Origin of the sequence: Nonomuraea rubra (assembly GCF_014207985.1) — a bacterium.
In the GTDB taxonomy this organism is placed as follows: domain Bacteria; phylum Actinomycetota; class Actinomycetes; order Streptosporangiales; family Streptosporangiaceae; genus Nonomuraea; species Nonomuraea rubra.
The window spans coordinates 2,622,387-2,641,931 of sequence record NZ_JACHMI010000001.1; the positions used below are offsets into that span (position 1 = coordinate 2,622,387).

The 19,545-nt window shown below is 71.9% G+C and carries 22 protein-coding genes and 1 tRNA gene; 8 read left to right on the forward strand and 15 right to left on the reverse strand.

Annotated elements, in window-relative coordinates:
* Window positions 1-8 precede the first annotated feature (8 nt).
* Complete coding sequence (locus HD593_RS11925) at window positions 9-947, forward strand: MBL fold metallo-hydrolase (RefSeq protein ID WP_185102227.1); 939 nt, start codon at window positions 9-11, stop codon at window positions 945-947.
* A gap of 17 nt (window positions 948-964) precedes the next feature.
* On the opposite strand, the gene HD593_RS11930 is transcribed toward HD593_RS11925, so the two are convergent.
* Complete coding sequence (locus HD593_RS11930) at window positions 965-2,134, reverse strand: FAD-dependent monooxygenase (RefSeq protein ID WP_185102228.1); 1,170 nt, start codon at window positions 2,132-2,134, stop codon at window positions 965-967.
* Window positions 2,135-2,288: 154 nt separating this feature from the next.
* Between HD593_RS11930 and HD593_RS64285 the strand changes: the two genes are divergently transcribed.
* Together HD593_RS64285 and HD593_RS11940 are read left to right on the forward strand one after the other, a co-directional pair.
* The gene (locus HD593_RS64285; protein WP_185102229.1) at window positions 2,289-3,197 is read left to right on the forward strand and encodes a TetR/AcrR family transcriptional regulator C-terminal domain-containing protein; all 909 of its coding nucleotides are present in this window, start codon (window positions 2,289-2,291) and stop codon (window positions 3,195-3,197) included.
* Window positions 3,198-3,263: 66 nt separating this feature from the next.
* Window positions 3,264-3,336 (forward strand) — tRNA-Ala (locus tag HD593_RS11940).
* Between the two features lie 131 nt (window positions 3,337-3,467).
* Here HD593_RS11940 and HD593_RS11945 read toward each other — a convergent pair.
* From HD593_RS11945 to HD593_RS11965, 5 genes are all read right to left on the reverse strand, one after another.
* The gene (locus HD593_RS11945; protein WP_185102230.1) at window positions 3,468-3,995 is read right to left on the reverse strand and encodes a GNAT family N-acetyltransferase; all 528 of its coding nucleotides are present in this window, start codon (window positions 3,993-3,995) and stop codon (window positions 3,468-3,470) included.
* Between the two features lie 126 nt (window positions 3,996-4,121).
* Window positions 4,122-4,460, reverse strand: coding sequence for a hypothetical protein (locus HD593_RS11950; protein ID WP_185102231.1), 339 nt, complete (start codon window positions 4,458-4,460; stop codon window positions 4,122-4,124).
* 92 nt (window positions 4,461-4,552) lie between these two features.
* Window positions 4,553-5,644, reverse strand: a complete 1,092-nt coding sequence (locus HD593_RS11955) for a glycosyltransferase family 2 protein (protein ID WP_221524735.1) — start codon at window positions 5,642-5,644, stop codon at window positions 4,553-4,555.
* Window positions 5,645-5,987: 343 nt separating this feature from the next.
* On the reverse strand, window positions 5,988-6,854 hold the full coding sequence (locus tag HD593_RS11960) for a hypothetical protein (protein WP_185102232.1): 867 nt from the start codon (window positions 6,852-6,854) through the stop codon (window positions 5,988-5,990).
* Window positions 6,855-6,884: 30 nt separating this feature from the next.
* On the reverse strand, window positions 6,885-7,889 hold the full coding sequence (locus HD593_RS11965) for a helix-turn-helix transcriptional regulator (RefSeq protein WP_185102233.1): 1,005 nt from the start codon (window positions 7,887-7,889) through the stop codon (window positions 6,885-6,887).
* A gap of 44 nt (window positions 7,890-7,933) precedes the next feature.
* Here HD593_RS11965 and HD593_RS11970 point away from each other — a divergent pair, with 44 nt between their 5' ends.
* Entirely contained in the window at window positions 7,934-8,383 is a 450-nt protein-coding gene (locus tag HD593_RS11970; protein WP_185102234.1) for a hypothetical protein, read from the forward strand.
* On the opposite strand, the gene HD593_RS11975 is transcribed toward HD593_RS11970, so the two are convergent.
* Complete coding sequence (locus HD593_RS11975; RefSeq protein ID WP_185102235.1) at window positions 8,370-8,675, reverse strand: hypothetical protein; 306 nt, start codon at window positions 8,673-8,675, stop codon at window positions 8,370-8,372. The genes HD593_RS11970 and HD593_RS11975 overlap by 14 nt on opposite strands.
* A gap of 62 nt (window positions 8,676-8,737) precedes the next feature.
* Between HD593_RS11975 and HD593_RS11980 the strand changes: the two genes are divergently transcribed.
* The gene (locus HD593_RS11980; RefSeq protein ID WP_185102236.1) at window positions 8,738-9,514 is read left to right on the forward strand and encodes an SDR family oxidoreductase; all 777 of its coding nucleotides are present in this window, start codon (window positions 8,738-8,740) and stop codon (window positions 9,512-9,514) included.
* Here the strand turns inward: HD593_RS11980 and HD593_RS11985 are convergent.
* The 4 genes from HD593_RS11985 to HD593_RS12000 all read right to left on the reverse strand — a co-directional run bounded on the left by HD593_RS11985 (window position 9,505) and on the right by HD593_RS12000 (window position 13,242).
* Window positions 9,505-10,029 (reverse strand): hypothetical protein, encoded by a 525-nt coding sequence (locus tag HD593_RS11985; RefSeq protein ID WP_185102237.1) that lies wholly within the window; start codon window positions 10,027-10,029, stop codon window positions 9,505-9,507. The genes HD593_RS11980 and HD593_RS11985 overlap by 10 nt on opposite strands.
* A gap of 39 nt (window positions 10,030-10,068) precedes the next feature.
* Window positions 10,069-11,865: a Na+/H+ antiporter NhaA gene (gene nhaA / locus HD593_RS11990; RefSeq protein ID WP_185102238.1), complete on the reverse strand. Its 1,797-nt coding sequence runs from the start codon at window positions 11,863-11,865 to the stop codon at window positions 10,069-10,071.
* A 65-nt stretch (window positions 11,866-11,930) separates the two neighbouring features.
* A complete protein-coding gene (locus HD593_RS11995) occupies window positions 11,931-12,611 on the reverse strand; it encodes a GAP family protein (protein ID WP_185102239.1) in 681 nt (226 codons plus the stop codon).
* 7 nt (window positions 12,612-12,618) lie between these two features.
* A complete protein-coding gene (locus HD593_RS12000) occupies window positions 12,619-13,242 on the reverse strand; it encodes a PadR family transcriptional regulator (RefSeq protein WP_221524736.1) in 624 nt (207 codons plus the stop codon).
* Between HD593_RS12000 and HD593_RS12005 the strand changes: the two genes are divergently transcribed.
* Window positions 13,220-13,771, forward strand: a complete 552-nt coding sequence (locus HD593_RS12005; protein WP_185111792.1) for an SDR family NAD(P)-dependent oxidoreductase — start codon at window positions 13,220-13,222, stop codon at window positions 13,769-13,771. The two genes, HD593_RS12000 and HD593_RS12005, sit on opposite strands and share 23 nt — an antisense overlap.
* Window positions 13,772-13,776: 5 nt before the next feature.
* Here the strand turns inward: HD593_RS12005 and HD593_RS12010 are convergent, their stop codons facing one another.
* From HD593_RS12010 to HD593_RS12025, 4 genes are all read right to left on the reverse strand, one after another.
* A complete protein-coding gene (locus HD593_RS12010) occupies window positions 13,777-15,147 on the reverse strand; it encodes a Dyp-type peroxidase (RefSeq protein ID WP_185102240.1) in 1,371 nt (456 codons plus the stop codon).
* Between the two features lie 162 nt (window positions 15,148-15,309).
* The gene (locus tag HD593_RS12015; protein ID WP_185102241.1) at window positions 15,310-16,329 is read right to left on the reverse strand and encodes a lytic polysaccharide monooxygenase auxiliary activity family 9 protein; all 1,020 of its coding nucleotides are present in this window, start codon (window positions 16,327-16,329) and stop codon (window positions 15,310-15,312) included.
* 41 nt (window positions 16,330-16,370) lie between these two features.
* Window positions 16,371-17,705 (reverse strand): sensor histidine kinase, encoded by a 1,335-nt coding sequence (locus tag HD593_RS12020; protein WP_185102242.1) that lies wholly within the window; start codon window positions 17,703-17,705, stop codon window positions 16,371-16,373.
* Window positions 17,702-18,379 (reverse strand): response regulator transcription factor, encoded by a 678-nt coding sequence (locus HD593_RS12025; protein WP_185102243.1) that lies wholly within the window; start codon window positions 18,377-18,379, stop codon window positions 17,702-17,704. Before HD593_RS12025 ends, HD593_RS12020 begins: the two co-directional genes overlap by 4 nt.
* Before the next feature lie 27 nt (window positions 18,380-18,406).
* Here HD593_RS12025 and HD593_RS12030 point away from each other — a divergent pair, with 27 nt between their 5' ends.
* Together HD593_RS12030 and HD593_RS12035 are read left to right on the forward strand one after the other, a co-directional pair.
* The gene (locus tag HD593_RS12030) at window positions 18,407-18,919 is read left to right on the forward strand and encodes a hypothetical protein (protein ID WP_185102244.1); all 513 of its coding nucleotides are present in this window, start codon (window positions 18,407-18,409) and stop codon (window positions 18,917-18,919) included.
* The gene (locus HD593_RS12035) at window positions 18,919-19,521 is read left to right on the forward strand and encodes a TetR/AcrR family transcriptional regulator (RefSeq protein ID WP_185102245.1); all 603 of its coding nucleotides are present in this window, start codon (window positions 18,919-18,921) and stop codon (window positions 19,519-19,521) included. The genes HD593_RS12030 and HD593_RS12035 overlap by 1 nt, the downstream gene beginning before the upstream one ends.
* The last annotated feature ends 24 nt before the right edge of the window (window positions 19,522-19,545 follow it).

Genomic DNA, 19,545 nt, shown 5'->3' on the forward strand with positions numbered 1-19,545 from the left:
TCGAGGGCATGGGACATCAGCGGATCAGGCCGGATTCGGCCGCGCTGCAGGAGATCGTGTCCGGGGTGCACGCGTGGGTGCAGCCCGACGGCACCTGGTGGGTCAACAACGCCGGCGCGGTGACGGGCGACGACGGCACGATCGTCGTCGACACCTGCGCCACCGAGGAACGTACCCGGAGATTCCTCCGCGCGCTGGCCGCGGCCACCGGCGACTCCCCGGTCAGGGCCGCGGTGAACACGCACCAGCACGGCGACCACACCCACGGCAACTGCCTGCTGCCGGAGGAGGCCGTGATCGTGGGGCACGAGAGTGTTCGCGAGAGCGTGCTGGCCGACTTCGTCATCGACGGGTGCCCGCCGTTCTGGTCGCCGGTGCCCGACTGGGGCGGGGTGACGCGGCGGCCACCGTCGCTCGTGTTCAGCTCCGAGCTGACCTTCTACAGCGGCGGGCGGCGGATCGATCTGCTGCATCCCGGACATCCCGCGCATACCGCCGGTGACGTGGTGGCCTGGCTGCCGGAGGAACGCGTGCTGTTCACCGGCGACCTGCTTTTCCACGGGGTGACGCCGCTGGTGCTGATGGGGTCGGTCGACGGGGCCCTGCGGTCGCTGGAGTGGCTGGCCGGGTTCGGCGCCGACCACGTCGTGCCCGGGCACGGGCCGCTCGCCGACGCCGCGGCGCTGCCCGGCATCCTGGCCGATCACGAGCGTTACTACCGGTTCGTGGCCGGCACCGCGGTGGCCGGGCTCCGGCGCGGGCTGAGCCCTCTGGACGTGGCCCGCCGCGCCGACCTGCGAGACTTCGGGGGCTGGCCTGACGCGGAACGGCTCGTGCTCAACCTGCATCGCGCGTACGCCGACGCGACGCGCACCGACGTGGACCTGGTAGCGGCCTTCGGGGACGCCATGGCGTGGAATCGCGGCCCGTTCCCCACAGCCGTCTGAGGGGGGCCGCGAGGATCTCAGGGCGTCGCGTACGAGGTGAGGTCGATGGCGGAGGCGGCGCGTTCGGTCATGCGCTTGATGAGGCTCTTGCCCGGCATGTACGGCAGCAGCCGCATCATCTGGTTGCGCCGCCAGATCTGGGACTTCTTCCGGGGAACCAGGAACTTGTCGGCCCCCTGCGCCTGGCGCTGGCAGATGGTGACATAGGGCCTCATGCGGCTCTCGTACCGGCTGAAGGCGGTCTCGTGGTCGCCGGCCTCGGCCAGCTCGCCCGCCAGCACGTACGCGCCGATCAGCGCCAGGCCCGTGCCCATGCCGCCCGGCCCGGGGGCGTAACCCGCGTCGCCGAGCAGCGCCACCCGGCCGGACGAGTACGCCGACAGGACCACCTGGGCCGCGGGGGCGAAGTAGAAGTCGTCCGCCGCCCGCATCTGCGCGAGCAGGCGCGGGATCTCCCAGCCCAGCCCGTCGAACGCCTTCTCGACCAGGGCCTCCTGCTGGGCCCTGTCGTGGTGGTCGTAGGCGAGCGGGGGCGAGGCGAAGTCCAGGGCGGCTCTCGTCCGGCCGCCCGTGCTGACGATCGTGGCGCAGCTCGCGGGCTCGCTGTACATGACGCCCTCGTGGTCGAGGCCGTACGTGCCGGGGAAGGAGAAGATCGCGCCGTACATGCCCAGGTGGTGGATCCTGCCGGAGGTGTCGCCGAAGGCCAGCTCGCGGACCTTGGAGCGGAGGCCGTCCGCCCCTACGACCAGGTCGAACGTGCGGGGGGCGGATCGTTCGAAGGTGACGTGGACGCCGTCGGCGGTTTCCGTCAGTGCGGTGATGGAGTCGCCGAAGACGTACTCGGCGGGGGCGGCGTCGTGCAGGATGCGGCTCAGGGTGCCGCGCAGGATCTCCACCTCCCCGCTGAACGCCTCCGAGGGCAGGCTCGACAGGCGCCTGCCGTGCTCGTTGACGATCCTGATGTCGCCCATGTGGGTCTGGGCCTGGCGGACCGGGTCGAGGATGCCCATGCGGGACAGGACCTCCAGCTGGGGCGCGCCGCGGAAGTCGACCGCCTGGCCGCCCGGGCGGATGTCGGGGGCGCGCTCGACGATGGTGGGGTGGTTGCCGTGGCGGGCCAGCCAGTGGGCCAGGGCGGGGCCGGCTATGCCTGCGCCGGAGATGAGGATGGCGAGGTCGCGCATCGCGGTGACCTTCCGTGGGTGTTTACGGTGTACGCGCACTCTAAGGACGGGCTGGTGGCGCGGCAATATCGCTGCCTGTTGCACTAGTGCGGTCGTTCGGGATGTCTGGTAGAAATCGGACTGGTGCACTAGTGCGATCGAGGGGGTTGGTTCGGTGGATCGGGGAAGTGCGCCGTACCTCCGGATCGTGGAGGAGTTGCGGCGGCGCATCGCCGGCGGGGAGCTGGCGGCGGGTGATCGGCTGCCGTCCACGCGGCAGATCGTCCAGGAGTGGGGAGTGGCGATGGCCACCGCCAGCAAGGTGCTGAGCAGGCTCCAGGAGGAGGGGCTGGCGCGGGCCGTGCCGGGGGTGGGCACCGTGGTGGCGGGCGCGCGGACGCAGGTACAGGACCTGACCAGGCAGCGCATCGTGCGAGCGGCCGTCAGGATCGCCGACGAGGAAGGTCTCGCGGCCGTCTCCATGCGGCGGGTCGCGGCCGAGCTGGGCGTCTCCGCCATGTCCCTGTACCGGCATGTGGCGGGCAAGGACGAGCTCGTTCACCTGATGGCGGACGCGGTGTACGGGGACGATCCGCCGGCCGAACGGATCCCGCGCGGGTGGCGGGAGCAGCTGGAGCTGGCGTTGCGGCAGCAGTGGCGCATCCACCGGCGGCACTCCTGGCTGGCGCGGGCCGTCTCACTGACCCGGCCCGAGTTCGTGCCCAACGGCATGGCGCACACGGATCGGCTGCTGCGTGCGCTGGACGGGCTCGGGCTGGACGCGAACGCCATGATGCACGCCGTGATGTCGTTGCTGAGTTACGTGCGCGGGGCGGCGGTCAGCCTGGAGGTTGAGGAGCAGGCGCGTACGGAGACGGGGATCACCGAGGATGACTGGATGCTGGCGCGGGAAGGGGAACTGGAGGCGCTGTTCGCCTCCGGGGCCTATCCGACGCTCGCCAAGGTGGTGGGGGAGCCGGGGTTGGACCTGGATCTCGACTCGGTCTTCGAGTTCGGGCTGCGGCGGCAGCTCGATGGGGTGGGGGTGTTGGTGGCCAGGGTGCGGGGTGGGCGGCGCGATTAGGTGAATGGGGGCGGATGGCTATATGCTCTCGGAGCGCCGCAACGGGTGGACTCGGAGCGGTGACCAGGGGCTATAGCGCAGTTGGTAGCGCGCCTCCATGGCATGGAGGAGGTCTGGGGTTCGAATCCCCATAGCTCCACCGGACAATTCGCCCCGATCCTGGGTTTCAGGGTCGGGGCGTTTGCGTTGCGCCCGGGGAGGTGCGGCCCGGGGGCCGCATGGGGCTCAGGCCCTCTGCCTGGAGGGGCGGCGGGCCCTGCCACTCGCTCGTCAGTGGGGGGAACGTTCCGGGGGCTGGGTGAAGGAGCGTTGCCAGAGTTGCTCGCCGTCGTTGAACTGGGCGGTGGGGAGGAGGCCGGCGTTGCGGGCGACGGTGGCGGAGGCGGTGTGGGCGGGGTGGATGTGGGCCTGCACGGTGGTGACGCCCGTCGCGCGGAGCCAGATGAGCAGGGCCTTGGCGGCTTCGGAGGCGTAGCCCTGGCCTTGCCATGGTGTGCCGATCACCCAGGCGACCTCGGCTCGGCGACCCTCGTCCATGATGGTGGCCTGGACGTAGCCGATGGCCTTGGCGGCCGGTTTCCTGCGGAGGATCCAGTTGCGCCATTCCTGGGTTCCGTCAGGGGAACGGCCGGCGGCTTGGCGGATGTAGCGGGCGCGTAACTCGTCCAGGGTGGGCGGGGTGCCTCCGGTGAAGGTGTACAGGGTTTCCGCGCTGAGGACGTGGACCATCTCCTCGGCATCGGCTGCCGACAGGGGGAGGAAGAGGAGCCGATCGCTTGTCGGCTCGGGGTCGGCCATCGCTTTTCGCCTCTTCAGCTTGATCAGGGGTTGTGTCTCGATGATGCTACGGGGCCCGGGTGAGGCGGAGCCGGCAGGGCGGGACACCGTGAGGCTGGTACGTGGGTGTCCCGCCCTGCCGATGGGTCAGGAGAAGACGGCCGACTTGAGCAGGAGGCGGCTGCTCGCGCGGCCGCCGGGGCGCAGGGAGTAGTAGTCGCCCGTGCAGTCGACGCCGGTGAACATGGTGACCGTCGAATCGGTGTGGTTGACGGGGGAGTGGGCGCTGTCCTCGATGTTGTAGACCTCGGGGATGTTGATGCAGGTTCCGCTGTGGGGGTCCGTCAGGTCGGCGATGCTCGTGCCGTTCGGGGTCGGGTAGGTGTAGGTGAACGTTCCTGTGGCGGCGTGGGCGGGGGTGCACAGCGACACTGCCAGCGCCAGCGTCAGGGAGGACAGGGTGGCGGCGGTCCTGCGTATGGTCATGGCGGAGCACGTCCCTTCGGGATGGGATGGACGGATCGATCGGCACCACATCCTATGACTACTCTCTGTTACTGAACAGATACAGAATGGAGTCATCGGCCCTTCTCGTAGATCACCAGGCCCCGGGAGAGGCGGAGGGGGACCAGGATCAGCTCCACCAGGAGGGCCTTCCAGGCGTAGTAGAGGTTCACCGCCTTGTTCAGGTACACGAAGGGGAGGTTGAGCAGGACCTGGGTGATGGGCAGGCGGCGGCGTCTGGCCGCGTAGAGGAGGGCGGGGATCGTCAGGAAGAGCTCGGCGCCCGCCCACCAGCCCAGCGTGCGGGGCACCGGCTCGTGGTAGGCCGTGGTGAGGAGCACCGGGGCCGCCCACCACAGCGGGGCCGCCAGGATCTCCAGGAGGGCCACGATGACCCAGGTGGCGAGCATGGGCTTGCGGGTGAGCAGGCGGGGAAGGTGGAGGCGGACGTTCTGCATGAAGCCGGCCATCCAGCGCCACACCTGCTTGCGGAGGTAGGTGAGGGTCTCGGGGTCGGCGGCCCAGGCCACGGCGTCGGAGACGTAGACCGCCCGGCGGCCTGCCGCCTGCTGGCTCCAGGTGAAGTCCATGTCCTCGACGATGGTGCGTTCCGGGAAGCCGCCGGACTCCTCCAGGGCTGTGCGCCTGAACATCGAGCAGCAGCCGGAGCAGACCATGGGGCTGTCCGCCAGCTGCTGGATCGGGCGGTGCCAGTGGAAGCCGAAGAGGTATTCGGTGGACCTTCCGCGCTCCCACGGGGTGCGGGCGAACCGGGTCTGTACGTTGCCGGCCGCCACCTGCACGGCCGGGTCGTCGAAAGCGGGCTTGAGCTGCTCGATGTAGTCGGGGGCCAGGACGGTGTCGGCGTCGACCGCCAGGATCAGGTCCGTGTCGCAGTGGGGAAGCGCGTGGTTCTGGGCCTTGGCCTTGCTGCCCAGGTTGCCGGGTGGGCGCAGGACCGTGACGCCGTAGGAGGCGGCGACGGCGCCGGTGTGGTCGGTGGAGCCGTCGTCCACGACGATGATCTTGTCTGGGGGGACGGACTGGGACTTGATGGAGCGGAGGGTGGCGGGGAGGCCGGCCTCCTCGTTGTGGGCCGGGATGATGACCGTGACGGTCAGGGGCGGGGACGTCCGCGGGAGTGCGGGGGAGGAGGGCGTGGTCACCTGCGTCGCCTCCTCAGCTTGAGCGCGATCAGGGTCACCAGGCCGACCGTGGCGTAGACGATCAGGCTGAAACCGAGCGTGGGTGGGCCTCCGGGCATCCTGTGGCTCCTTGGTTGTGCGGTGGTGGTGGATGGTTGTGTTGTCGAGGTGGCTATGAGGATGCTCTGCGGGGCCGGGTGGCGAGGATCCGAATGCGGTTCTGTGGAAAGAGGGTTGGCTGTCCAGGTTGTCCTGTGAATGAGTCGCGTCCCCCGGACGGGGTCGCAGGGGGGTGGGGTGCTCCACGGCGGCAGGTGCCGGAGCCTCAGGGTGGGGTGCACCATGGCGGCAGGCGCCCGGAGCGTCAGGGGGTGGCGTTGGAGGAGGCCGTTTCCGTCAGGGTGTGCCACCAGCGTTCCCGGTGCGTGGCTCGTACGAGCCGGTTGTGCAGCCCGTGCAGGACCTTGGCGTTGTGCGTGTTCACCTGCAGCTCCTCAGCCCCGGCCAGGTGCCGCAGTGGCCGCCCGTGGCAGGTGGAGCAGCCGCACGTGCCCTCCCCGAGCCGCTCCACCGGCACGAACTCCAGCCGCTCCACCACGAACGCGCTGCGCGCCCCGCCGCGCCGCCACCCGCCGCGCACCTCGTGCGGCTCCGGGTAGAGGTGCCGCAGCACCTCGCGGACGCCGATGGCGGCCCACTCCGCCCCGTACGCCAGCGCCCCCAGCGCGGCCACCCCGGCCGAGAGCAGCGGCAGCGGGACCGGCCGGTACGGCGGCCCGTCCTCGACCACCAGCGCCACCGGCGACCCGTAGCCGGCGACCGTGCGGAGCAGGGTGCCGCGGTCCTCGATCACCCAGCGGGCGTGTACGGGCAGCACCGCCACGGCGCCGTCCCACTGGAGGGCCTGTTCGAGGATGGCGTGCAGGGCCTCGTGATCCCCTGGCCCGACATATCCGGAATCGGTGAGCGGGGCCGTCGCGCCCGCCTCCACCTGGTCCGCGATCCAGTCGGCCGACAGCCGCGCCGTGCCCCGTACCCGGGCGGAGCCGGCGTACCGGCGGCGGTCGGCGAGCAGCGGCCCGTCGTAGCCGGCCCTGCGCACCATGCGCACCGCGTCGTGGCCGGCCTGGCCGGTGAAGACCAGGCCGGAGCCGGGGTGGCCGGCCAGCGTCGCCGCGTCGTAGACGTCCCTGACGCTGACCTGGACCAGCAGGCGCTCGTGGAGGTCCATGGCGCGCGCATCCTGGGGCCGAGGGGTGTCTTATCCCGAGATATCCCCATTAATTGGTCCCGCCTCGCGGTAACGCCGGGACAGTTCGTCCGCCGTCGCCGCCACCCGCTCGCGCAACGCCAGGGGAGCCAGCACCTCGGCATCCGTCCCCAGCCTGAGGAACTCCCCTGCCGCGTGCTCGATCGACTCGATCGGCACCGTCACCCGCGTCCAGCCCTCCCCGTCGGGCGGCGACGCGCTCTCGTCGGCCGCCGCCACCACCCCGGGCGTCATGAGATCGGCCAGCCGCTCCACCCCGCGCGGCGACAGCCGCACCACGGCCTCCCCCCAGCGCAGCCTGGCCTCGAACTCCGCCAGGTACCCCGCCCAGTAGGCGGCCAGATCGAACCCCTCCTGCCGGGCGAACTTCTCCGCCAGCGGCTGCAGGTCGAGGATCTGCGAGACGCGGTACGTCCGCACGTCCTCGCCCGCCCGGGCCACCAGATACCACCGCCCCGCCTTGACGACCAGCCCGTACGGCTCCAGCCGCCGCTCCACCTCCTGCGGCTCCTTCCACCGCCGGTACCTGATCTGGATGCGCCGCTCGTTCCAGACGGCGTCGGCCACGGCGGCCAGGTAGGTCGCCGGGTCCTGGTCGCGGTACCAGGTGGGCGCGTCGAGCAGGAACCGCTCCTGGATGCGGCCCGCGCGGTCCCTCAGCTCGACCGGCAGCGCCGCCATCAGCTTGAGCTGCGCCGCCGCCACCACCGTGCCCAGGCCCAGCTCGGCCGCGGGGCCGGGCAGCCCCGCCAGGAACAGGGACTCCGCCTCGTCGGCCGTCAGGCCCGTGAGCCGGGTCCGGTAGCCGTCGAGAAGCTGGTAGCCGCCCCTCGGGCCCGCGTCGCCGTAGAGGGGGATGCCTGCGGCGTGCAGGGACTCGACGTCGCGGTAGATGGTGCGTACCGAGACCTCCAGCCGATCGGCCAGCTCCCGTGCGGTCATCCGCCCGCGCGTCTGCAACATCAGGAGGATGGAGACCAGGCGGGAGGCACGCACATCACTGACACTACCTGTCAGTGACCCGGCCGTACGTTCTCCGCATGAACGACTTCGACTTCCTCGCCGGTCACTGGAACGTGGTCAACCGCCGCCTCGTCAAGCCCCTGTCCGGCAGCGACGACTGGGACGAGTTCCCCGGCCGGTCCGCCGCCACCCGGCACTTCGGGGGCGCGGCCAGCTTCGACGAGATCGAGTTCCCCACCAAGGGGTTCAACGGGCTGACCGTGCGCGTGTACGACCCGGCGTCCCGGCAGTGGTCCATCTACTGGGCCAGCAGCGCCAGCGGACGGCTGGACACCAGGCCCATGGTGGGCTCGTTCGACGGGGAGAGGGGCGTGTTCTACGGAGAGGAGAGCCACGAGGGCCGGCCGGTGCGCTGCCGGTTCGTCTGGACGGCCGGCTCCGAGACCGCCCGCTGGGAGCAGGCCTTCTCCGACGACGACGGACAGACCTGGGAGACGAACTGGACCATGGACTTCACCCGAGCATGAACGCCCCGGTGGCGGAGGCCGAGCGCACCCACAGGATCGCCGCCACGGCCACGGCCGCGATGAGCAGCACGAGCCCGCCGACCACGATCACCCACCACCAGCCCGACCTCGACGGCCTGGCCTCGTAGTGCTGCACGTCCGGGAGCATGTCCGGCGTGTACGGTAACCGCCGCGTGCTGGGCGCGTCCGGAGGCCGCCGCTCGTCCGGCTGCCCGGGGTGGCGGTATCGGATCGTCTGGTCGGGATCGGGATCCTGCGGGCCGGGCTCTCGCGTCATGGTTCCCTCGAACACGCTGCGGAGTGTCGGGTACGGCAACATTGTCACACTTACCGGGGCTGTCCCGTCCATGCCTCATGACAGCTGTACTTGTGACGGGCGGCAGCGGGCGCCTCGGCCGGGCCGTTCTGGAGAGCCTGGCCGGAGCCGGGTACGACGTGCGGGCGACCAGCCGCAGGGACCGGCCCGCGGGCGGCGGCGTGCGGTGGGCGGTCGCGGACCTGACCACCGGCCGGGGCGTGGCGGAGGCCGTGGCGGGGGCGGACGTGATCGTGCACCTGGCCGCGGCGCCCTACCGGGGCCGCTACACGCGGCGGGTGGAGCTCGACGGCACGTCGGTGCTGCTCGCGGCGGCACGGGAGGCCGGGGTGCGGCACCTGATCTACGTCTCGATCGTGGGCGTGGATCGGGTGCCGTGGGGATATTTCCGGACGAAGGTGCAGGCTGAGCGTCTCGTCCGGAACGGCCCGGTGCCGTGGACGATCGTGCGGGCCACGCAGTTCCACGAGTTCGTGGAGCAGGCGTTGCGGGGCATGGCCAGGCTCGGGTTCCTGATCGCCGACCCGGGCATCACGATGCAGCCCGTGGACGTGCGGGACCTGGCCGGGCACCTGGCGGCGCTGGCGGGCCGGGGGCCGACCGGCGAGGTGGCGGAGTACGGCGGCCCCGAGTCGCTGACCATGGCCGAGGCCGCGGCGAGCTGGCTGCGGGCCCGGCGCCTGCGCAGGCCCGTGCTGCGCCTGCGCCTGCCCGGCGGGCTCGGCCGGGCCTTCCGCGCCGGCCACCTGACCACGAACGCCAGGCCCGCCGGCGAGATCACCTGGGAGGCGTACCTGCGCCAGGCTCAGCCCTGACCCGGCCCCTGGCCGAAGGGCGGCTGCGGCGGCGTCTGCCATCCAGGCGGCTGCTGCTGCGGCCCAGGCTGCTGCGGCCCAGGCTGCTGCGGCCAGGGCTGCTGGGGTCCGGGCTGCTGGGGCCCGGGCTGCCACTCGGGCTGCCCGTGCTGCCACTCCGGCTGCGTCGGCCACGCCCCCTGACCGGGCCGGGCCTGCTGCGGCGGGTTCCGGCGCGCGACCACCGCCCAGATCAGCAGCCCGGTCCCCACCGCCTGAAGGATCATGGAAGCCGCGTTGACCAGCATGAACACCGGCTGGTATCCGCCGATGCCGAGCGACTCGACCAGGGTGGGCGCCAGGAAGGCGAGGGCGGCGCTGACGATCACCGCGAGCAGCAGGACGACGCACCCCACGATGCCCGCCACGGCCGCCCGGCCGTGCTCGCCCCTGCGCATGCCCATCAACACGGCACCGCCCACGAGCAGGACGAACATCACGACCAGGTTGAGGATGTTGAGGATGTTGGCAAGCATCTAACAAGCTCCAGGGGATCGTTACGCGACTCGACGACGTTACGCGGACTCCCGGCTTTCTTCCACCGCCCGGGTGATCGAATCGAGATCGTGCCCGCCCTCGTACCGCACCCCGTTCACGAACAGCGTCGGCGTGCCGCGCACGCCGCTGTCGCGGCCGGACGCCTCGTCCACGCCGATCCTGGCGACGTGGCCGGCCACGTCGGACCAGGGGACGACGCCCAGCTCGGCGGCGTAGTGCTCCAGGTCGGCGTCGGTGAGGAACCGCTGGTTGTCGTAGAGGATGTCGTGCATCTCCCAGAACCTGCCCTCGTCGGCCGCGGCCTCCGCGACGAGCGCGGCCGAGGCGGCGCGCGGGTGCAGCGTGCGCAGCGGGAAGTGGCGGAAGACCAGCCGCACGTCGGGGTTCCTCCTGAGGATCTCCTCCAGGATCGGGTGCAGCCGGCCGCAGTACGGGCACTCGAAGTCGCCGTACTCGACGATCGTGACGCGGGCGTCGGCGGGGCCGCGTACGTGGTCGCCGGGGCCGACGGGGACGGCCAGCGTGGTGGGCAGGTCCTCGGCGGGCTCGGCCTCGGGCGGCGCGCACACCCCGCCCCGGTCCCACGCCAGGCGGAAGATCAGCCAGCCCAGCGCGGCGGACAGCAGCGAGCCCGCCAGGATGCCGATCTTGGCCTGGTCGTGCAGCGCGGGATCCTGGAACGCCAGGTCCACGATGAACAGCGCCACCGTGAACCCGATCCCCGACACGGCGGCCCCGCCCAGCAGCTGCCCCCACACCAGGTTCCCCGGCAGCACGCCCCAGCCCAGCCGCAGCGGCAGCCAGGTGCCCAGCGAGATCCCGGCGACCTTGCCCAGCAGCAGCCCCAGCGCCACGCCGATGGCGACCGGCGAGGTGGCGGCGGCGCGCAGCGTCTCCCCGTCGAGGCGGACACCGGCGTTGGCCAGCGCGAAAACGGGCACGATCACGTAGCTGCTCCACGGGTGCAGCCGTAGCTGCAGGCGCTCGTTCACGGAGACGGCCCGCTGGACGCGCAGCGCGGCCTCCCTGGCGGCCCGCGCGCTCGGCTCGCTGGTGAACTCCTGCACGGCCTCCCCGGCGAGCAGCAGCTTGTGGTCGGTGGGGGCGTACACGAAGACGAGGATCCCCAGCGCGATGCCGATCAGCGTCGGATGGATGCCGCTCTCCAGCGTGGCCACCCACAGCGCGAACCCCAGCACGATGTACGCGGGAGCCCGCCAGATCTTCAGCCACCGCAGCGTCACGATGGCCGCCAGCAGCAGCGCGGCGGTGATCAGCGCGGTGACGGACAGGTCTTCCGTGTAGAAGAGCGCGATGATGATGATCGCCAGAACGTCGTCCACGATGGCCAGCGTCAGCAGGAACGCGCGCAGCGGGTCGGGGCAGCGCGCGCCGACCACGGCGAGCAGGCCCAGCACGAACGCGGTGTCGGTGGCGATCGGCACGCCCCAGCCTCCCGCGCCGGGCCCGCCGTAGTTGAGCAGCAGGTAGACGCCGGCCGGCACGAGCATGCCGCCGAACGCGGCCAGGGCGGGCACGGCGATCAGGCGCCGGTCCCTGAGCTGCCCGAGCCGCACCTCGTAGGAGACTTCCAGGCCGATGAGGAAGAAGAAGACGGACATGAGCCCGTCGTTGACCCAGTGGCGCAGGTCCAGCGAGAACTGCGCGTCGCCGAAGGAGATGCCCATCGAGGTGTGCCAGAACGCCTCGTAGGTGTCACCCCACGGCGAGTTCGCCCAGAGCAGGGCCAGCGCGGTGGCGGCGAGCAGCACGCTGGTGCTGCCCGCCTCGGTCCGCAGGAACGCGCGCAACATCGTAGATCTCCCCCCGGAGATCTGATCCTAGAGGCGCCTCCCGGATGCTCCCGCGCCGCACCCGGCTAGAAGAACAGGTAGAAGGCCGCGTCCCTGGCCAGCAGGAAGCCGACGATCGCCAGGGCCCAGCTCAGCATCGACGACGAGTGCTTGACCAGCCAGGCCCGCAGCCGCTCCAGCTTCGGCTCCAGCCGCCTGCCCGCCACGGCGCGCAGCGCCATGAGGACCAGCGCCGGCAGGATCATGATCAGCACGTACCCGGCCAGCAGCGGCGCCCACTGGGCCACCGCCAGCTCCGCCGTCGTCATCATGCCGATCGCGGCCAGGTACGGCACCATCGTGGCCACCTCCAGCACCCCGGCGGTCAGCCCCACCAGCACCATCGTGCGCGGCCCGCCCATCCGGGGCTCGAAGGTGCGCTCGGGCAGCCCCCGCTTGGCCCGCCACTTGGGGTCGAAGCGCCAGCTCAGCGCGAACAGCCCCACGCCGAGGACGAGCTGCACGGCGTAGGCGGCCTTGCTGTCGAGCGCGTCGCCGAAGGTGTCCATCGCGGTGGTCAGCCCCAGCATGAGCGCGACCCCCACCAGGAAGTAGAACACCGTCATGGTGGCGAGGTAGACCAGCAGCCGGGCGGTCCGCGAGCGGTCCAGGCCGAGCATGAGGTAGACGGGGATGGCGAGGGTGCCGAAGCTCGTGCTGTCGAGCACCGCCAGGCCCGCGAGTGCGAGCAGCAGCGCGATGGTCATGAGGAAATCATGCTGAACGCGGCGGGGTGCCCGCCTCCTTCGCCGGACCGAACCCGGTGTACATCCTTCTGCTCACTTGGAGAGCTCTTCCCTGTCGAGACTCCAGGCGGCCCAGTCGGGGAGCGCCTGGTAGAGGCGGTGCCCGGCCTCGGCGGAGATGCGCAGCGACCGTGTCTGGGGCCCGTCGCCGAAGTCGCCGCGGGTCCTTGGCCGCCGCGAACTGCCGGTACCGCTCGGCCTCGCGGGCGAAGTGCGCCTGCTCGGCCTCCAGGTGGGCGCGCAGCTCCTCGGGCTCCATCAGCCAGAAGAACGCCGAGCGCAGCACGGCCTGGATGCGCAGCGTGTGGTCGACCTCTCCCGACGTCAGCCACCCCCGTACCGCCGCCAGGCCCTCATCGGTGATCCGGTACGCCTTGCGCCGCCGCGGCCCCTCGCTCTCCACCTCGATGAGCCCCTCGGCGGCCAGCCGGTTGAGCTCGGCGTAGATCTTGGGCTGCTGGGCGGGCCACAGCGCGCCGAGCACCTCGTGGAAGCGCCGCGCGAGGTCGTAGCCGCTGGCCGGGCCCTCCGCGAGCAGCCCGAGCAGGCCGTAGCGCAACGACGCCGAGCTGCGCCGCCAGTTCGAGGTCAACACCTACGGGCCCGCGTTCGTCACCCAGGCGTTCCTGCCGCTGCTGCGGGCGGGCGGTGGCCGGCTGATCAACATCAGCGCACCGACGGCCAGGCAGCCGATGCCGTTCCTGGCTCCGCTGTCCGGCAGCAAGGCGGCCCTGGCCGCGATGTCCACGGCGCTGCGCATGGAGCTGGCCGCGTGGGGCATCCCCGTGGTGCTCGTCGAACCGGGCAGCACCGCGACCGAGATCTTCGACAAGTCGGGGGCGGCGGCCCGGGCCTCGCTCGCGCTGGCCGACCCGCGCAGGAGCGCGCTCTACGCCCGCCACCTGGCCGCCGTCGGCCGGGCCCAGGCCAGGCAGCGGCTCGCGCCGGTGGACCCCGTGGCCCGCACGGTCGTGACCGCGCTGGAGGCCCGCAGGCCCAGGCGCCTGTACGTGGCCCCCGGCGACGCGCGCCTGATCGGCCTGCTCACCCGCCTGCCCGTGAGGCTCAGGGAGCGGCTCGTCGCCGGCATCCTCGGCCTCACGGGCATCAAGGCGGGCTGAAACTGTTACAGGTTACGCAGGTAGGCCAGGGACGGCGCGAAGAAGTACTCGCCGCCCTTCATGGTGACCGTCTGGGCCACCTGGGCCTGCGGCGCGGACAGCTCGGGCTTGCCCCAAGCCTTGGGGAAGGCGACCTTGACGTCGCGGTCGCCCTGCCCGATGACGGGGTCGTGGCCGGTGGCCGGGACCTCGAAGTCCGGGTTGTTCGCCCAGCTCTGCTGGGTGAACTCGAACTGGCCGAGCAGGCTGCTGTTGAACGCCATGAACAGCAGCCCGACCTCGCCGCTCGGCCGGTTCTCCGGCGGCGAGTCGTCCCACGGGTCGTCGGTGCGCTCGCCGTAGGTCTGGCCGCGCCGCGCCATGAGCACCTCGCGCCCGAACGAGCGCGGGTTGGTCTTCCTGACGTGGCCGGAGAACGGGCACTTGGAGCCGTCGTCGCCGTCGAAGGTGAAGTCGTTGACCACCGGCCCGCCGCCAGGCTTGGGCTTGAGCGTCACGGGCGTGCCGTCCTTGAAGCGGCCGACGAGCATGGCGCCCGCCCGATCGCGGTCCACCCCGCTCAGGCCCAGGTTGTCGGCCAGGTCCCGCTCGATCTCCTTGAACGCCCGCACGTTCTGCTCCAGCTTCCTGAACACCAGGTAGCTGCCGTGGTGGCGGGCCGGGTTCGGTGCGAACGGGTCGGGCACCAGGACGTTGCCCAGCGGGAACGCCGGGTCCCAGTGCTTCTTCGGCTCCTTGTCCACCTCGTCCTTCAGGAACAGCGGCTGGCTGCGGCCGTCCACGTAGCCGAAGTGCTCGATGCCGTCGCCGGCCGGGTTGCGCATGCCCTGACCCCGCTCCTCGCCGAGCAGCCGGGCGCTCTCGGGCAGCTCGCCCAGGATCTCCTCGCGCAGCCGCTCCACCGGCTCCGCCTCCGCGTCGCCGATCAGGATGACGGCGTGGATCTCGCGCTGGTAGGCGCGCTCCCACTCCTCCACGGGAGGGTCGTTCACCTCGGCGATCCGCCGCTTCATGCCGTCGCGGAAGACCGGGTCGCCGAACTTGCGCACGTCCTCCACCGAGTGGCCGAGGTCGCGGTAGCCGGCCTTGCTGATGCCGATGCCGACGTACGGGGTCCCGCGGCTGCGGCCTGCCGCGAAGTCCCGTACCTCCTGCATGTGCTTGCGTGCCGACTTCATCTTCGTGCTCGCGACCCAGCGCAGGAACGCCCTGCCCTCGGCCACGTCGTTGAACCGGACGAACAGCACGGACAGGTGCTCGCGTACGTGAGCCCGCAGGATGTTGGGCTGCAGGTTGTCGAGCATGGCCTTGGTGTCCGCGTCGAGCGTGGCCGAGTCCCAGGCCAGGGGTCGTTCGTTGTTCAGGTCGACAGGCATTGCCGTGTCCCTTCCCCGTTTCCGATGAAATCGGGCCCCCTGAACGCGCCACGGCGGAATCGCACCCCAGCGATCCCCCGTCTTCCGACGCGCCCCACCAGTACGACTCGCGAGCCGGCGGGAAAGTTTCCGGGAAAGGGATAGGCCGCATTTCCCGATCGATCAGCCGACGGTGAGCGAGGTCCGCGCCACGCCGCCGTCCTTGCAACGCACGGTCACGGCGTACGTGCCGGCCTTGGCCGCCTTCAGGCTCGGCGACCAGGCCACGGTGGGCACGGCGGGCAGGTTCCTGGCCGGGCGGAAGGCGGCGGAGGTGACCTCGCGCACCTGGGAGCCGCCGCAGACGGCCGTCACCTTCACCTGCGCGCCCGCGGCCGCGGTGGCGGGGGAGACGCCGACGCCCGCGTCGATCGCCGCCAGGGCGTCGTTGCCGCCGGCCGGAGGCGGCGTGGCGGTGGAGGTGGGCCTGGGGGTGGAGGTCGTCGGGGTGGGCTTCGGGGTCGCCGTGGGCGTGCCGGTCGGGGTCGGCGCGGGCGAGGGGTTGCTCTGCCCGAAGACCACGTCCGAGCAGGAGTAGAACGCCTCGGGGCTGTCGCTGCGCTGCCAGATCGCGTAGATCAGGTGGCGGCCCTGGCGGGACGGGAGCTTGGCGGTCATCGTGTAGTAGCCGTCGGCCACCGTCGGGTTCGTCACGGTGTGGAAGGGCGTGGACTCCAGGTTCGACCACTTCAGCGGCTTGGCCGGGTCGTAGCTGTCGTTGGTGATGTACAGCTCGAAGGCGCCCTTGTGCGGCGCGGTCGCCCGGTACTTGAAGGTGTGCGTGGCGCCGCTCGTCATGGTCGTCGCCGGCCAGTCGGCGCGGGCCTGGTCGAAGCCGCGGTACTTGTCGCGGCCCGCGCTGCACAGCTTGCCGTCGGGGATGATCTGGCGGTGCCGGCCGGCGGCGTCGGCGATGTTGACCTCGTTCCAGTCGTACAGGGGCTGGGTGCCGCCGGTCGCCACGGCCTGCTTGCACGCGGCCGACCTGGGGCTCTCCGGGCCCTCGCTGTAGCAGACCATCGTGCGGCTGGGCGGGTTGCTCATGGTGCCGTGGGCCGAGGCGGTGCCGGGGGCGACGGCGAGCACGAGCAGGGTGGGGACGGCCAGGGTGGCGGCGGCGAGCGCCTTGCGGTTGATCTGCATGCAGAACACCTTGGGGCACCGCTAATGCCGAAATATCGGGCTTAAGTGTCCTTTAAGGCTGGCTTAGAGAGCTTTTCACGGCGCAACCACACCTGCACCTGAGCCCCGCCCAGCGACGAACGATCCAGCCGCAGCGACCCGCCGGTCGACTCGGCCAGCCGCCGCGCGATGTCCAGCCCGAGCCCGGTGGACCCGCTCCCGCTGGCACCCCGCTCCAAGGCCGCCTCCGGGTCGGGGATGCCCGGCCCCGCGTCGGCGACCAGGATGCCCACCACCCCGCGGCCCTCGTGCAGCGTGACGCTGAACGCCGTGCCCTCCGCCGTGTGCCGGAACACGTTCCCGAGCAGCGCGTCCACCACCGCCGTCAGCTCCCCGGCCGGTACGGGCGCCCGAACCGGCAGCGTCGCCCCGACGAGCTGCCACGGCCGCCCCTGGTCCTCGGCCAGCGCCGACCAGAACGCCAGCCGCTCGCGCAGCACCTCCGCCGCGTCGCACGACCTGCCGAACGACTGGCCGAACGACTGGCCGAACGACTGGCCGGCGCGTGCCGGGCGACGGGCCGCCGAGATGATCGTGGTGACCTCGCCCTCCAGCCGGGCCAGCGCCTGCCTGCTGGGCTCCGCCTGCGGGCCGAGCTGGTCGAGGCTGAGCTTGAGCGCGGTCAGCGGCGTACGCAGCCGGTGCGAGAGGTCGGCGGCCAGCTCCCGCTCCGCCGCGAGGAGGTGGGTGACGCGGTTGGCCATGGTGTTGAAGGCGTTGGCCGCCGCCTTGAGCTCGGGCGGCCCGTCGGGGTGGATGCGCTCGCTCAGGTCGCCGGAGCCGAGCGCGGTGGCCGCCGTGCCGAGGCGGCGCGAGGCCCGTACGACCCGAGCCCCGAGCCGGTCGCCGACCAGCACCGAGCCGAGCACCAGCACCACGGCCACGCCCGTCAGCACCGCCCAGGAGGACAGCACGCCCCGGTTCAGGTCGTCGGCGGGCACGAACACCTCGATCACCGCGCCCCGGTCGCCGTCCAGCGCCACCGGGCGCAGCAGCACGTACCCGCCGTCCAGCTCGACCGTGCTCGCCCTGGTCCTGGCGGCGGCCACGGCCACCTGCGCGGCCGGCGCGCGCGACGTGCCGACCGTCGCGCCGCCGCCGACGTGCACGGCCAGCAGGCCGCGCCGGCCCGCCTCGGTCCGCGCCATCGCGTGCCCGAGGTCGTCGCCGCTGGTCGTCAGCGCCAGCACCGGCACCAGCGCCGACGCCTGCCGCTCGGCGCCCGCCACGGCCCTGCTCTGCGCGGTCTCCCTGACGATCAGCGCCAGCGGCACCAGGAAGGCCAGCGCGACCATCGAGGTGACGGCGACCATCAGCACCGCGAGCGTCCGCCTCATCGGGGCGCTGACAACATGAACCCGACGCCGCGTACGGTGTGCAGGTAGCGGGGCCTGGACGCGCTCTCGCCGAGCTTGCGGCGCAGCCACGACAGGTGCACGTCGATCGTCTGGTCGTCGCCGTAGGCGAGCCGCCAGACCTCGGCCAGCAGCTCCTTGCGCGTGACGACCCGGTCGGCGCGGGCGGCGAGGTAGGCGAGCAGGTCGAACTCGCGCCTGGTCAGCACCAGCGGCCCGCCGTCGAGCGCGGCCTCCCGCCGGTCCACGTCCACGACCAGGCCGCCGACCGCGACCACGCGCGGCTCGGGCGCGGACCTGGCCCGGCGCAGCACGGCGTCCAGGCGGGCGCTGAGATGGTCGCCGGAGAACGGCTTGACCAGGTAGTCGTCGGCGCCCGCGCGCAGCAGCCTGACGATCTCGGCCTCGTCGTCGCGTGCGGTGGCCACGATGATCGGCACGTCGGAGATGCCGCGCACCATGCGCAGCGCCTCCGAGCCGTCCAGGTCGGGCAGGCCGAGGTCGAGGATGACGGCGTCGGGAGGGGACTGCGAGATCTCCCTGAGCGCGTCGAGGGCGCAGCCGGCGCTGCGGACGGCGTGCTCGCGCCGGCCCAGCTCGTGAATGATCGCCGATCTGACGAATTCGTCGTCTTCGACTACGAGAACCGTCGCCATGGGGCCCAACCGTACATAATGCGTCTCATGCGTCGAGCCCTGAAATATGCCGCGATCTGGTGCGGTGCCACCGTGGTCGCGGTGTCGGTCTCGTGGTTCGGCGTGCGGGATGTGCTGCGCGACGAGTTCGTGGACGACGTGGACGTCGAGCCGTTCCTCGCCCAGACGATCGCGGCGGACGACCGGGCCGTGACACGCCGGCCCGCCACGCCGGCGCCTGTCACGTCCGCGCCTGTCACGTCCGCGCCTGTCACGTCGGCCCCGCGCCGCACGCCGGAGGAGCAGCGGCGCACCCCGGTTCCGGCGACGAAGAAGCCGGGCAGCCCGTCACTCAAGGTGGTGAAGGTGAAGGGCGGCGAGGTGGCGTTCACGCTCGGCCCGGACGGCTGCCGCCTGGTCTCGGCCACCCCGGTCAGCGGCTACACCGCCAAGGTCGCCCGCGCCGACGGCTGGATCCGGGTGGACCTGGCCAGGGGCGAGCACGGCACGGGCGTGTTCTGCATCGGCCACGAGCAGCGCACCGACACCTGGGAGTATTGATGAGGAGCCGACGCTGGAGCCGGTCGAGCGGCACCCGCGACACGCTGCTGCGCGCGGCCCGCGACGTCTTCCTGGCCAAGGGGTACGCCGACGCCACGGTCGCCGACATCGTGGAGGCGTCCGGGATCAGCGTCGGCAGCCTGTACCACCACTACGGCGGCAAGCCAGGGCTGTTCCTGGCCCTGTGGGAGCAGTTCATGCGCGGGCAGGAGGAGCGCACCTCCCGCGCGGCGAAGTCGGTCAAGGGCGCGGGGGAGGCCGAGAAGTTCCTGGCGGGGGCCCGCGCGTACCTGGAGGGCTCGTGGGAGCAGCGCGAGGTGGCCAGGCTGTTCCTGGAGAACGACGGGCCGGTCGAGTTCACCACGCTGCGCAGGCAGCGCGGCTGGAACTGGATCGGCGGCAACAAGCGCCTGCTCGGCCTGGACGACTCGCGGGAGAGCCAGGTGCTGGTGGTGCTGCTGACGACCATGATGGGCGAGGCGGGCCGCGAGGTGGCCGCGTGCGACTCCGACCTCGACGCCACGGTGACGATCGACGAGACCATTCGCCTGGTGAGGCGGCTGCTGCCTACATCCGGAGGCGTAGCGGAGCCGACTCCCTAGGGACGACTCCGTCCGCCCCGGCGC

Excerpts from the sequence above, each read along its gene's own strand:
- HD593_RS11925 (WP_185102227.1), top strand. The coding sequence starts at position 9 with ATGGGACATCAGCGGATCAGGCCGGATTCGGCCGCGCTGCAGGAGATC.
- HD593_RS11930 (WP_185102228.1), bottom strand. The coding sequence starts at position 2,134 with ATGCGCGACCTCGCCATCCTCATCTCCGGCGCAGGCATAGCCGGCCCC.
- HD593_RS11945 (WP_185102230.1), bottom strand. The coding sequence starts at position 3,995 with ATGGCCGACCCCGAGCCGACAAGCGATCGGCTCCTCTTCCTCCCCCTG.
- HD593_RS11950 (WP_185102231.1), bottom strand. The coding sequence starts at position 4,460 with ATGACCATACGCAGGACCGCCGCCACCCTGTCCTCCCTGACGCTGGCG.
- HD593_RS11960 (WP_185102232.1), bottom strand. The coding sequence starts at position 6,854 with ATGGACCTCCACGAGCGCCTGCTGGTCCAGGTCAGCGTCAGGGACGTC.
- HD593_RS11970 (WP_185102234.1), top strand. The coding sequence starts at position 7,934 with ATGAACGACTTCGACTTCCTCGCCGGTCACTGGAACGTGGTCAACCGC.
- HD593_RS11980 (WP_185102236.1), top strand. The coding sequence starts at position 8,738 with ATGACAGCTGTACTTGTGACGGGCGGCAGCGGGCGCCTCGGCCGGGCC.
- HD593_RS11985 (WP_185102237.1), bottom strand. The coding sequence starts at position 10,029 with ATGCTTGCCAACATCCTCAACATCCTCAACCTGGTCGTGATGTTCGTC.
- nhaA (WP_185102238.1), bottom strand. The coding sequence starts at position 11,865 with ATGTTGCGCGCGTTCCTGCGGACCGAGGCGGGCAGCACCAGCGTGCTG.
- HD593_RS11995 (WP_185102239.1), bottom strand. The coding sequence starts at position 12,611 with ATGACCATCGCGCTGCTGCTCGCACTCGCGGGCCTGGCGGTGCTCGAC.
- HD593_RS12010 (WP_185102240.1), bottom strand. The coding sequence starts at position 15,147 with ATGCCTGTCGACCTGAACAACGAACGACCCCTGGCCTGGGACTCGGCC.
- HD593_RS12015 (WP_185102241.1), bottom strand. The coding sequence starts at position 16,329 with ATGCAGATCAACCGCAAGGCGCTCGCCGCCGCCACCCTGGCCGTCCCC.
- HD593_RS12020 (WP_185102242.1), bottom strand. The coding sequence starts at position 17,705 with ATGAGGCGGACGCTCGCGGTGCTGATGGTCGCCGTCACCTCGATGGTC.
- HD593_RS12025 (WP_185102243.1), bottom strand. The coding sequence starts at position 18,379 with ATGGCGACGGTTCTCGTAGTCGAAGACGACGAATTCGTCAGATCGGCG.
- HD593_RS12030 (WP_185102244.1), top strand. The coding sequence starts at position 18,407 with ATGCGTCGAGCCCTGAAATATGCCGCGATCTGGTGCGGTGCCACCGTG.
- HD593_RS12035 (WP_185102245.1), top strand. The coding sequence starts at position 18,919 with ATGAGGAGCCGACGCTGGAGCCGGTCGAGCGGCACCCGCGACACGCTG.